This is a genomic window from Bradyrhizobium sp. 147 (assembly GCF_023073935.1).
In the GTDB taxonomy this organism is placed as follows: domain Bacteria; phylum Pseudomonadota; class Alphaproteobacteria; order Rhizobiales; family Xanthobacteraceae; genus Bradyrhizobium.
Map to the genome: position 1 here is coordinate 42,244 of NZ_JADPKL010000092.1, position 12,702 is coordinate 54,945.

The 12,702-nt window shown below is 59.6% G+C and carries 9 protein-coding genes and 2 pseudogenes; 5 read left to right on the forward strand and 6 right to left on the reverse strand.

The window, feature by feature from the left end:
• Positions 1–21: 21 nt before the first annotated feature.
• The 3 genes and pseudogenes from IVA87_RS23440 to IVA87_RS23450 form a co-directional block, all read right to left on the reverse strand.
• On the reverse strand, positions 22–1,113 hold the full coding sequence (locus tag IVA87_RS23440) for a hydrogenase small subunit (RefSeq protein WP_247300988.1): 1,092 nt from the start codon (positions 1,111–1,113) through the stop codon (positions 22–24).
• Positions 1,114–1,453: 340 nt separating this feature from the next.
• Positions 1,454–1,956: pseudogene (locus IVA87_RS23445) on the reverse strand (nickel-dependent hydrogenase large subunit); the annotation flags it as partial.
• Positions 1,953–2,117 (reverse strand): annotated as a pseudogene (locus IVA87_RS23450) (HupU protein); the annotation flags it as partial. The pseudogenes IVA87_RS23445 and IVA87_RS23450, both read right to left, overlap by 4 nt.
• A 2,078-nt stretch (positions 2,118–4,195) precedes the next feature.
• On the opposite strand from IVA87_RS23450, the gene IVA87_RS23455 reads away from it, so the two are divergent.
• Complete coding sequence (locus IVA87_RS23455) at positions 4,196–5,254, forward strand: pyridoxal-phosphate dependent enzyme (RefSeq protein ID WP_247277981.1); 1,059 nt, start codon at positions 4,196–4,198, stop codon at positions 5,252–5,254.
• An 81-nt stretch (positions 5,255–5,335) separates the two neighbouring features.
• Here IVA87_RS23455 and IVA87_RS23460 read toward each other — a convergent pair whose 3' ends face one another.
• The gene (locus tag IVA87_RS23460; RefSeq protein ID WP_247277982.1) at positions 5,336–5,959 is read right to left on the reverse strand and encodes a hypothetical protein; all 624 of its coding nucleotides are present in this window, start codon (positions 5,957–5,959) and stop codon (positions 5,336–5,338) included.
• Between the two features lie 365 nt (positions 5,960–6,324).
• A complete protein-coding gene (locus IVA87_RS23465) occupies positions 6,325–6,747 on the reverse strand; it encodes a flavin reductase family protein (protein ID WP_083926464.1) in 423 nt (140 codons plus the stop codon).
• A gap of 8 nt (positions 6,748–6,755) precedes the next feature.
• On the opposite strand from IVA87_RS23465, the gene IVA87_RS23470 reads away from it, so the two are divergent.
• Together IVA87_RS23470 and IVA87_RS23475 are read left to right on the forward strand one after the other, a co-directional pair.
• The gene (locus tag IVA87_RS23470) at positions 6,756–8,027 is read left to right on the forward strand and encodes an alanine racemase (protein ID WP_018457197.1); all 1,272 of its coding nucleotides are present in this window, start codon (positions 6,756–6,758) and stop codon (positions 8,025–8,027) included.
• Positions 8,028–8,315: 288 nt separating this feature from the next.
• The gene (locus tag IVA87_RS23475) at positions 8,316–8,609 is read left to right on the forward strand and encodes a hypothetical protein (protein WP_346015486.1); all 294 of its coding nucleotides are present in this window, start codon (positions 8,316–8,318) and stop codon (positions 8,607–8,609) included.
• A 106-nt stretch (positions 8,610–8,715) separates the two neighbouring features.
• Here IVA87_RS23475 and IVA87_RS23480 read toward each other — a convergent pair.
• A protein-coding gene (locus IVA87_RS23480) for an IS630 family transposase (RefSeq protein ID WP_247335166.1) occupies positions 8,716–9,665 on the reverse strand; the annotation gives its coding sequence in 2 pieces (ribosomal slippage) (positions 8,716–9,327 and positions 9,330–9,665; 948 coding nt in all).
• Between the two features lie 2,124 nt (positions 9,666–11,789).
• Here IVA87_RS23480 and groES point away from each other — a divergent pair.
• The gene (groES, locus tag IVA87_RS23485; protein WP_247277985.1) at positions 11,790–12,104 is read left to right on the forward strand and encodes a co-chaperone GroES; all 315 of its coding nucleotides are present in this window, start codon (positions 11,790–11,792) and stop codon (positions 12,102–12,104) included.
• Between the two features lie 85 nt (positions 12,105–12,189).
• On the forward strand, positions 12,190–12,702 hold a 513-nt coding region (locus IVA87_RS23490; RefSeq protein WP_276576814.1), incomplete at its 3' end, for a TCP-1/cpn60 chaperonin family protein.

The following is a 12,702-nucleotide window of genomic DNA, read 5'->3' on the forward strand; positions in this document are numbered from 1 at the left end:
ACTCTTGGATCTCTTTGGCGCTTAGCTGGTGTGGTGCGCGTCTTCGCGCTTGCCGGCGAGCCGCTTCACCGCGGTCACCGCTGCATGCGCGGCGACTGCCGCACCGACGGCTCCGGCCGCCACCATGCCGATCTGGTCGGCGTTCTTCTCGATGCCGAACTGCTTGATGTTGGTGAGACGGTCGTAGAACGAACCCTTGTCCCAGAATCCGTCTTCCGAGCAGCCGATGCAGCCATGGCCCGACTGGATCGGGAAGGAGACGCCGCCATTCCAGCGCACGGTCGAGCAGGCGTTGTAGGTGGTCGGGCCCTTGCAGCCCATCTTGTAGAGACAATAGCCCTTGCGCGCCGCCTCGTCGTCCCACTCCTCGACGAATTGGCCGGCGTCGAAATGCGACCGCCGGTAGCACTTGTCGTGGATACGCTGCGAGTAAAACATCTTCGGCCGGCCCTGACGATCGAGCTCGGGCAATTTGCCGAAAGTGGTGATGAAGGTGATGGCGCCGGTCATCACTTCAGCGATCGGGGGGCATCCCGGCACCTTGATGATCGGCTTGTTGGCGATGACCTTGTCGATGGGCGTCGCCTGCGTCGGATTGGGCTTGGCCGCCTGCACGCAGCCCCACGAGGCGCAAGCGCCCCAGGCGATGATCGCCATCGCATCCTCCGCCACCATCTTCAGCTTCTCGACGAACGGCTTGCCGCCGTCGATGCAGAACATGCCGCCTTCGTTCAGCGGCGGATTGCCTTCCACCGCGAGAATGTATTGCCCTTTGTGCTTGGCGCGGGTCTCTTCGAGGATCGCCTCCGCCTGGTGGCCTGCGGCCGCCATGATGGTGCCGTCATAGTCGAGCGAGATCATCGAGAGCACGGCATCCTTCACCAGCGGGTGCGCGGAACGAATGAAGCTCTCGGAACAGCAGGTGCATTCGAGCCCGTGCATCCAGATCACCGGCACGCGCGGCTTGGTCTCGAGCGCGTTCGCGATGCGGCTCGCCCCCAGGGGCCCGAGGCCGAGACTCGTCGCAGTCAGGCTGCAAAATTTGTGAAAGCTCCGACGCGTGATACCTTGTCGCCTGATCACGCTGTAAAACGTTTCCGTCGCCGCGCCCATGAATCGTCCCGCCTCGGCTTTGACTTTCTATGACGCCAAGGACAGCAAGAAGCAGGCCAAGCACCGGGAGCGTAAGGAAAGTAGAGTGATACCAAATTGTTGCAGATTTGAATTGCTCGAATTGCGGTGCGCGCGCATGCCCCGACCGAGAAAACGGAAACAATTCGATTTCAGGCGACAACGAAGTTTCCGTCCCCGCGCGAGAGACCACTCAATGCGCGGTGCACGCCATCCAGGGATCGAACGAGCGCACGACGTGCTGGATGGCGACCGAGCGTGCGCCGGCGCCGCCGACATCAGTGCCGATCAGCGCCTGCTCCAGCGGGCCGCCGACATCGGCCGGCTGGAAGGCCAGACTATGCGGCCATTTCCCGGCGAAGATACCCATAGGTTCGAGCAGCCGCGCCCGCCGGCAACACATCGCGTGCCGCAGGCCGCGCGTCGCTGCGAAACGGTCCCGTGTCTCCTCATGCCAGGAGTGCGCGGCACAGGCCTCGCGAGCGAAGTCCGGCATGAAGAAGATGTAGAAGTGCGTGAGATGATCGCCGGCCTTCTCCGCCTCATGCGCGAGATTGGTGGCGAGAATCCCGTTCGGCGCGACCTCGGCCGCCATCGCATCGCGAAGAGCGACAGCCGCGGCGACCGACTGCGAGACCGAGCAGATGCCGCAGATCCGCGGCGCCAGCGCCCGCGCTTCGATGGGCGGACGCGCCTCCAGGATCTGCTCGAAGCCGCCACGGCGGCGCCGTCACCTACGCGCGCATGGCCCGCCCACTCTCGACATCGAGGCCAACTTCGAGATCGCCCTCGACGCGTTGAGGGGACCATCGTGAAGCGCGTCATGGCGTGCGCTTGGCCGTCGGGCGGCCGGGCAGCACGACAGCGGTCGCATTCAGCCGCACCCGCCGCGGCGTCGCCGACTTCGACAGGGCCGCGAGCGCCACGAACGAGGTCTTGGGCATGTCGGTCGGAAGTCCGACCGGAATGCCGGCAAGCTTTGCGGATGTCTCTCTCCACAGTGAAACGCGAAGCGACTTGCTCCGGCGGACCTCCCTCGGTACATCTGGTGCGTACGCGCGATGTTGGAAAGACAATCAATCTTCGACTTGCTTTTTGACGCGACAGATCTTCTTCAACGGAACCACGTGCCCGAGCTGGCTTATCGGCCCGATATGTGCAGTTTTCGCTTCGCTGGCGAGTACGCCTGAATTCCAACAGCGCAAAGCGAAGGCGCCTCCGAACAGACACGTGGACAAACGTTGGAATGGCTCATCGCCCACTTGGATGAATTTCAAGCAGGGCGAGGGCCGGCGCGACTCCGGTTCGCACTCCACGCCCGTGCTGCCGTCCGCAAGCCCTGTCCTGACGCCTCAGTGAGCAAACAGAGCGCAGCGGCTATACTCAACATACGAGAGGCGGTGATCGGCTTTCGAGCGGGCGCTAACGAATAACTAGGCCAAAGGGGCGACACCTTATGCTCTTAAGAAGTTGGAACGCGGCCCTGGGCCTCAGCGGGGTCAATGCCTAGATCTTGTGATCTGCGGCAGCCGCTTTATCGGCAAGGTCCTCGCGAACCGACGCACTATGTCGCCGCGGGGCAGTGTCTAGCGCACCCTCAACGCGCCCCTCGCCGGCACATATCGCCGCGGCTTAGCCCAGAGTATAGTATGCAGAGACGTGGCTTGCCCCATCAATGCTTGCCTGTAGAGACCGTTCGGGCCTCGGCTGATCCGAACTCCTCTTCAATCGCGGGACACACCAACTGCACGTCCGGCTCGAAGACGAAGCCGCGTAGCACAAGCGTCATTTCAGCTTGATCTGGACGTCACCACGTCAGAATGCCTTCGGCAATGCCGAAGCCGCACGACTTTCCGGTCGCGTTAGTGTCGAGATCGCAGCAATGACCAGAACAAAAATTTAGCTGTCGGTGAAGCTCCACTGTCACATTCAACGGGTCCTAGTCATTGTATTCGTTTTGGGCACAGCTGAGCCACTGACCGCCACCTCAAAACTAAACATCGTTACCGTCTTGATGGACCATCAGGAGGCTGGGACATGCTGGGCCCTCATCGTTTGATTCTAAGTTTTCAGGATTTTGCGCCATGTCATATCCACCCCCTCAAACCAAGCTGCATGCTGTGCTGAAAGGTGCTCTGGAGGATGCTGTCCGGATGGTGCCTGAAGCAAAGCGGACGTCTTCATTGAAGGCTTGCCTCGCCGAGAAGGTTCTAACTCTGGCCGCGCGGGGCGAGAGCAATCCAACGATCCTAACTCGTCTCGCCGTGCTGACAGTGCAGAAATCCTGCCATGGCTGTTACGGATGTGAAAGGTGGTAGTCGCACGGGGGAGCCCGCGAGGCGCGAATTGATTAATTTGAACTGGAAGGCCGGGCTTTCTGGCGTCACAGTAGCGCGGTTGGCGATACGCTTTTCGCTGACGTGATGGGAGACTCGTTCACTATGTCATAGCGTCCGCGTGACCCAGTAGCGGCCACCCACGCCGAGGCCAAACTTAACGCATATAAAATATGACAGAACTTCCTTCGATCTGTAAAGCGCCACTGCCTCGCTTCGGGAATGTCGTTTTCGCGACACATGAGCGTGCATTGAAACACGACCGCGTCGGAATCGAACACAACACACATTTGCCGAATACCGGAGTGCACATGCAGGGAGGACCAGACTTTGATGACGGAAACGGTCGCCTTGATCACGCAGGCGAATACTACCCAAGAGCCTAAGTACTGTTCGCTCGAAACGTCGGCTGGTTTTGCGACGTGATATCCGCGAAGATCCGCAGCATCCCACACAATGGCGCTCGCGTCGGTGTAGATGGGCTCCGTCGCAGAGATGGACCCGCGAGGGCCATCGCCGCAATCCTTTAGTCGAGCTTCGCTGGGATCGCTCCAACCGCAACTTAAACTTGCGTAGGCGGACGCGAGCGCGAAAAGGCCCCTGGGAGAAGCGCGCGATCGAAGTCCTCGAGGATGGTGCTCGCAGGTACAGCTGGTTATGATCGGCGGAAAGAGTTGCTGTGCAACGCTCCAGCAGCAGCCGTCACCTGTAGCGGGCAAGATCAACGCATGAACAGCACCTCTTCACCAGTCAATGCGATCGCAGCCGAGCTTGGCCGCCTCGATCCCGCATACGCGCCGACGCCACTCCTGAACCTTCCGACGCTTGCGGAGCGGCTCGGAGTGGCGCAGGTGCTAGCGAAAGACGAGGGCCGCCGCATGCTCGGCAGCTTCAAGTCGCTTGGTGGCACCTATGCCGGGTTGCGCGCGCTCGCCCGGGCCTCGCGCATGCAGTTGGCCGACCTTCTCGCGGCCCGACCTAAGGGGCAGCCGACCCTGGTCTGCGCCAGTGACGGTAATCACGGGCTCGCGGTAGCTGCCGCCGCGCGCTTTGCCGGGGCGCCCGCCCGCGTGTTCCTGCACGAGGGCGTGCCGAACGCGCGCGCGCGCCGCATCGAGAATCAGGGTGCCGAGATCGTCTGGGTGCCGGGCACCTACGACAATGCAGTTGATGCGGCCGCAGCCGCGGCCTGCCAGGGCGCCGGCATTCTTGTCGCCGACACGACCGACGATCCGAACGATCCCATCGTTTGCGACGTCATGGCGGGATACGGCGTTACGGCGGCGGAAATCCGCGATCAAGTAGACTTCGCCGGCCATGGGCGTCCGACACACGTCTTTATACAAGCTGGTGTCGGCGGACTCGCCGCTGCCATCGCCGAGGGCCTCTCGGGCTGGCTGGCACCTCCGGGATGCATCGTGACGGTCGAGCCGGAAACCGCCGCGTGTCTTGCGCCCGCGCTCGCGGCCGGTCACCCGATTCGGGTGATGGGCGATCTCCGAACATCCGCGGAGATGCTCTCCTGCGGCCAGGCGAGTGCGCCCGCCGTTGCGGTGCTCAGGCGTCACGGCGCTCGGGCCATCACCGTGCCCGAGGCGGAATTGGTGGATGCTGTTCGCGTACTCTCCGCCCATGATGGCCTCGCCACCACGCCGTCCGGTGCAGCGGGCCTGGCGGGTGCTATGGCTGCGCTCGCAGACCCGAGCCATACAAGCGATCTCGGACTCGACCGGTCGAGCCGCATTCTCGTCCTCCTCACCGAATGCGCCTGGGAGGACCGAACGTGAGCACCGCGATCTTCGCTCCTAGTTCGACTTGCATCCTCTCAGTGAGGCCATGTCTGGCAGGCTCGAGGCTTCATGATTAGATCATCGGCGGTCCGTCTCCGGCTCCGGAACCAGCGGCGCGCCCCCGACGGAAACCGGCCCTTCTGGTTTAGGCGGGCGAGTGGCTCTTGTAGTCGGCTTTGATGCGGCCTGGGCTGCCGGCGGACGAATATCTGCAGGAAGAGGCGCAGCAATGTTCTGCAGAGACTCAATTCTTGAGGTCAGGGCTGCGATTTGATCTAACATCCGTTTCAAATCGGCTTGCTGCGCATCGATGTTGCGGTTAAGCGCTGAAATCTCCTCGCTCACCTCCTGTTGCCCCGATCGGATCTCCGAAAGCGCTGCCTTGTCTTCAGGTGACAACGCCGGCATTGGGACGACTTCACGTGCCGTTAACGCCTCGATCATTCGGTCGATATGGGGCCAGTAAAATGCACCCCCAACGCATAGCCCGATGAAGACGGCGATAAATCCAAAAACCCACGGAAGGCGTCTTGATGACTTCTGCAAGACGGGCGGCAACTCCGAACCGTTCGCTTGATCAATCACATTCATCATTCTTTCTCTCGATCTATAATAGCTCTCGTTGCCGAGATAATAGATGACGGTCAAGAGCGTCCATGTGAAAGTAATTGGCATGCGCACAAAGATATCGGGAAAGATCATGCCGCTTCAGCGTCCATCTCGTTCAACAAATCGATGTTTAACCGCGCCAACAGGCACTCGGCGCATTAACGCTGCACAGGCAATGAAAAAACGCACGATACGATCGCGGCCATAGCTCTAAGTACACTCGCGGTGGCGCGGGCTCCTCCGCACAGGCCGCAATCTGCGGGCGCTCTATCGAAAGATAAACAAGCACGCTCGCAGAAGGCGGGCTCAGCTTCTCAGATCAACTCTGCGCCTGAATGGATGGCTTTAGCGCGCTTCACCATCTAAATCCTGCTGGTCCGCCATGGAGCAAACAGGAGAGCCTGCGGCAGCGATCAGGTTGAAATCGGGCGAGAGCCGATCTCGACATACTCGGAGTTTTAATATGCGAGGCCAGACAGCCGCTGGGACAGTCCGACGTCGACGAGGCGTCCGACGACGATCCCGTGCGAATACCGTTCGATGATCTCGTCGACTTCGCATTCGAGTGCAGCCAATGCCTCGCCAAGCAAGGGCACGCCACTGGCACCTCTCGTCCAGGAGAAACCGTCGAAACGCTCTTTGCCTTTGAATCGGCCATTACTGAAGCGTTCGGCAATGTCGCGTTGATCCGCGCCAAGGATATTCGCTCCAAAGGTCCTGTGGCGCGCAATTAGAGAAAACGAGGAGGCTTGCCTGTTGATGTTGACGAGAAGCTGCGGAGGATCGACGCTGAGCGAGGTAACCCGTTGAAGTTTGCGGGGACCCAGCGCGGCCCCTCGATCTTTGTCTGGCTTTTCACAGCCGTGTACGAAAGAAGACATCGCGCGCCGTGGCGCATGGCGAGCTGTTTCAAAGCGTAATCAGGCGGTTCAACGCGTGGGGAGCGCTGGCATGGTCGTTGCTCTCGCAGCCGGCAACAACGGCGCTGGCTACTCCCCTTCTGGCGCGCGAGGAATGGTGCAATATGAGCTTGGTAAGATCATTGGAAAGTGCGGAAGTTGATGCCTTCTATACGTTCGATGAGGGGCGTCTTGCATCCGTCACGCGCGAATTCACCGAGCATTTCTCAGGACGCGTGCTGTATGCGGTGAAGGCGAATCCGTTGCCCAAAATTCTTCACGCGGTCTCTCGCGCTGGAGTGGCCGGATTCGACGTGGCGTCGCTGGCCGAAGCCCGCCTTGTCCATTCGACTGTTCCCCGGGCCTGTTCATGGTTCATGAATCCCGTGAAATCTCGTCGCGATATCGAACGGACGTTCCGAGATCTGGGGGTTCGCGACTATGTCATCGATTGCGAAGCCGAGCTGCGGAAGCTCCTTGAGGTGCTGCCGTCGCATGATCCGGAAATACGAATCTACGTCCGGTTCAAGTGTAGCGGGACGTGCGCCATCTTAGACTTAAACGGCAAGTTTGGTGTCTCGCCCGCCGAAGCGAGCCGTCTGCTGGGTCTCGTCAACGCGCAATCGCGCTGGACCACGGGCTTGGCCTTTCACCCAGGTTCCCAAACGATCGTTGTCGATCCGTACCTGCATGGCATTCGGGCGGCCGTCGACATTATTGAAGCTGTTTCTCCGGCTCCCACAGCGCTCGATATTGGTGGCGGCTTTCCCGGCCATTATCTGAACGTCCCCTATAACTCTCCCTTGAGCATGCTCTCCGACATCACGAAACTTGTGCGCGAAACGGATGCACTGAAGCGTGTTGAACTCTTGTGTGAGCCCGGACGAGCACTGGTTCATGATAGCATCTCTTTGTTTTGCCGGGTGATCTTAAGAAAAGACGGGGCGCTCTACTGCGGCGCGGGCATCTACAGCGGGCTCTCACCTGCCCGGCAATATTTTCTGCTCCCCGCCCGTGCTTGGCGTGGGGGACGGCCGATCCAGACTGAGGAGTGGCAGGACTTCATCATCTTCGGCCCAACTTGCGACGGCACGGACAGGCTTGGATTCTCGTATTCACTGCCACGCGATTTGCACGAAGGCGATTGGATTGAATTCCAGAATGTGGGCGCCTATACGCAAATGGCGAGATTCAACGGGTTCTCGGTCGATAAGATCGTGGCTGTAGGGCAGGATGAACTTACCGTGTTGCCCGCCGCGTAGTTGCTCATGAACATACTAATCAGGTGAATTCTAAAGTTCGCCACATAAAGTCTGGTGGGCTTTGTGGTGGCAGAAGTTGGCGATGTCTCGTTTTGTAACCAGAGCGAACTGGCATAGAATGAGCCAGTGCATGGCGAAGCGGTAGGGCCTCGTGACCTCGCAGTGGCAATATCAAGTTAGGTTTGATGTCCGCGATACTGCGGTAGCGGAATCAATACGTCGAAATTTTCGCGATCCGGCACTGAGGCCTCTATTCGATATACTCACGGCGCATGGTGCGGCACCGAAATGTCAGTTCGACGCCTTTGCGGAGTATGTCGCCGCGGCAGAGGAAAACGGCGTCAAAGTTATCCGCTCTATCGGTGGACGAAGGCAACGATCGAAGATCCGAAGAAGAAGGAAAAATATCTGAAATCCTTTACGCTCTACGTGGATGATCAAGAGGTCTATGAAAGGGAGATTGCTGACGCGCTAGAAGCGGACTTGCAGCCGGTCGCCCGTAGCGGGATCATCAGTCAAATATCTAAGTTCGACAGCAATCCTGCCAACAATCCTCAACCGCCAGAACGCTCCCGCGAGTGAGGCTAGCTCGCTATGCGGGTGAGTTGAGACGACCGCTCCTGGGCCCATCGCGACATTTTGCGCTGGGTGTATGGGTACCTCACACCCGTTTTGCCTTTAGAGCGTTTCACATTTTGACTGAAGCATAACCAGCGTTAGCGAAGTAGTTGGCGCATTCGCGAGGCTGGATGTCCTGGACGAGGTGACCGATGTGGCGCCAAGTATCCTCGATGGTGCGCTTCTGAGCCTGCCGCATCCAGTGTTTGATCTTGGAGAAAGCCTGTTCGATCGGGTTGAGGTCGGGCGAGTATGGCGGCAGGTACCAGAGCCTGGCGCCAGCAGTCTGGATCATCTGCCTGACAGCTTTCGACTTGTGGCTTCCGAGATTGCCGAGAATGACGATGTCGCCTTCGCGCAGAGTTGGCAGGAGCAGGTGCTCTATATAAGCGCGGAAGCATTCGCCGTTGATCGGGCCGTCGAAGACGCAGGGCGCCGTGAGTTGGTCATGGCGGAGCGCGCCGAGGAATGTGAGGGTGCGCCAGTGATCGTGCGGCGCGAAGCCGCGCAGGCGAGCCCCTTTGGGGCCCCAGCCCCGCAAAGGGGCCATGTTGGTCTTGATCCAGGTCTCATCGATGAAGACGAGCCGGCCCGGACCGAGCCCGGCCTGCCAGGATCGCCAGCGCTGGCGCCTACGAGAGACGTCGGCGCGAGCCTGTTCGAGGGCGAACAGTGTTTTTTTTTGAACCGAAGCCCTTCCCGGCGCAGGAACAGCCAGACCGCGTTGTGCGAGACCTTGACCCCGCGGGCTGCCAGTTCCGCCTTCAGACCATGTAGCGTCAGGTGCGGCGTCTGAGTGATCCGCTCGACGATGAAGGCGCGGTGCGAATCAAGCACAGGTTTGCGATGCCCGCCCATCTTGCCGGGCACAACCGAGCCCGTCGCCCGCTGGCGCTGGGACCACTTCACAACCGACGAGACCGCAACACCAAACCGTCCCGCCACAGACCGGCAGCTCTCGCCCGCCAAAACAGACGCCACCACACGCTCGCGAAGATCCAGGGAAAGAGGTCGGGTCATGCGATGCTGGCCTCCAATCCAGTCAGCATCTTGAATCACAAACCGCCAAAAACCGGAATCCCCTCCGATTCAATTAAGCAATGAAACGCTCTAGGCAAAGTTAAGCTAGCCGATCGAGAGATGACGAATCGCGGTCTATAAGAACGGGCGTTATCTGCGCGAGTCTAACAGCGAGCCATTTGACCAGAATCATGAGCGAGGAGCCACGGCTCCCTATGCCGGAATTTACCGGTGCATGGGCTGGCATCGCGAGATCGGCATCGTAGCGGACCACGTCTTACCGCCACAAGGACATCATACGCACGCGGTGCATTTTTCAAGCGTGACCACCCGGTTCGCAGACTTACTCGGAAATACAAGGAATATTGATTTTGGCGACTGAGTGGGCCTATCTTTTCGACTTTGCAAGCCTAACAGCCTGCATTGAACGCGGCGGCATTTTCGCGGCTAGCTTAGAGCAAGCGCATCAGCTGTCAGCCGTTTCATAATTGCGATGGAATTGGTGGGTAATTCTTTGGAATGCGTGGACTTCTGATCGTTTTTGTGGCGCTTACAATAGTGTTGGCGGCACGCGGCCGACACCAAGATGGCTTTGTGCCGCGGCTGACCGCGTCCATGCCGCCAGTCAACGTGCCCTAGTCTTATGATCGTGCTCGAGTAGCGCGACCATTTGACTTTCCGCTGACAGATCCGGGCAGCCGGCTTTCCCGCAGCCCCGCTCTTCCGGGGACAACCCGCGTCATATCCGCGCCTGTGCCCAATGTGAGCGGCGTCTTACCATCCGGCGGTGAGCCAAGCGCATCTGTCGGACGCGCGTTTCTATGAACCAGCCACAGCGAGCTTCACGACAGTCGCTGATGACCGGGCTCATCTTGCATGAGCCTAGGATTTGGGACATTTGCACTCTATGTCACTCGTTCGGACGGGCTTCGGGTACCGAAGCCTGTCGCCGCCTATTTCGATACGTCACATTTTGACGTAAGGTGCGATTCAAGCGCCTTAGATAGCTTGTCGTGTGAGACTTTTCGGACGACTCGGTTGTGTCGCAGGTAATCCGAGGCGCACAGTATGTGTACGATGTCCAACATGAATCCTATCAAGCTCCAAAGCTAAAGACGCGCCCAAAGCACAAGGCAGCATCTTAAGTCTAGCTTTAAGGTCACGTGGCGAATGCAAGTCGATGTGTTCGGCGCCGAAGGTCGGCGGCGATGGAGTTGCGACGAGAAGGTTCGTCATGTCGGATGGACCTTGCAGGCTGGCGAGACGGTCTGCGGCGTCGCGCGCCGGTACGGGGTGGCTCACAGCCTGCTGTTCACCAGGCTTCGACAAGTGCACCAGGGGCGACCGGGCGGAGATTCCGTGCAGCTCTTGTTCCTGTCGAGATCACAACTACGCTGACTCCGGTATTGATCAGCACGCCGCCACCGGCGTCTTCACAGCTCGCCCATCGCTTCAGGATTTAGTTGAACGCCTTGGCCAGGTCATGGCCGCCGGACAGTTTGGCGAGCTGTTTGCGCATATAGACCTATCGCGATGCCGGCATGCCCTTTCGCGCAAACCGGGGCATCGGCGCGCACGCTGTCTGGAGCACGGGCGATCCGCCCAGCAGCGACTTCGGCGCGCAAAGGTGATCTGATACTGGACGAGGTGCCGAACGATCTGCGCTAGCTCTCGCAGCCAGCGTTGCCTGGCCTCGAGTTGCTGAGTATCGGATCATCGATCAAGCGGAGCGATACCTCCAATTCCCGACCTCCGCGTTAGGTTCTAAACGCATCGCAATCTTAGAACGAAATCAGCCGACGATTCTCATTTGAACCGGCACCAGATCGGCGGGCCTTTACCATCTCGAATTTAGGGCAGAGGAATTGAACTGTAGATGACATTAGGTCGAGAGACAGAGCCATAGGACTCACTCAGAAGAAGAACGACGCTCGGCGGCAAACTCGAAGAGGTGATTTGGGGCAGCCCCACAGAGATCCCGCGGGCCCAGCCGATTTTCCTGCTACAAACACTTGTTCCCCAAAAAATCGGTCCTATTTCAGCTGCGCCTGCATTGGCACTCGCAGGCAGCGATTGCTAGCAATCGTGAAATTTTCAACGCGTGTAAATGCTTAGGAGATCTGTATGGAATTCCGTCCGCTTCACGACCGGGTCGTGGTCAAGCGCATCGACGCAGAAGAAAAGACCGCTGGCGGCATCATCATTCCGGACACTGCCAAGGAAAAGCCTTCGCAAGGTGAAGTCATCGCCGTCGGCCCCGGAGGCCGCGACGAGAGTGGCAAGCTGATCCCGATCGACGTCCTGGTCGGCGACCGCGTCCTGTTCGGCAAGTGGTCAGGCACCGAGGTCAAGATCGACGGCCAAGAGCTGTTGATCATGAAGGAGAGCGACATCCTGGGCGTTCTCACGGACGCGTCCGCCAAGAAGAAGGCCGCCTAAACCATCGCTCGCACCGCTCATCCTGAGGAGCGCCTGCTGGGCGTCGCCAAGGGTGAGACCAAGTAAAACATTCAGGAAAACCCACATGTCAGCCAAAGAAGTCAAGTTCGGCGTAGACGCCCGCGACCGCATGTTGCGCGGCGTCGAAATTCTCAACAACGCGGTAAAGGTCACGCTCGGCCCCAAGGGCCGCAACGTCGTGCTCGACAAGTCGTTCGGCGCTCCCCGCATCACCAAGGACGGCGTCACCGTCGCCAAGGAGATCGAGCTCGACGACAAGTTCGAGAACATGGGTGCGCAGATGGTGCGCGAAGTCGCCTCCAAGTCCGCCGATGCGGCCGGCGACGGCACCACCACCGCAACGGTGCTTGCCGCTGCGATCGTTCGTGAAGGCGCCAAGTCGGTTGCCGCCGGCATGAACCCGATGGACCTGAAACGTGGTATCGACCTGGCCGTGGAAGCCGTGGTCGCCGACCTCGTCAAGAACTCCAAGAAGGTTACCTCGAACGACGAAATCGCCCAGGTCGGCACCATTTCCGCCAACGGCGACGCCGAGATCGGCAAGTTCCTCTCCGACGCCATGAAGAAGGTCGGCGTC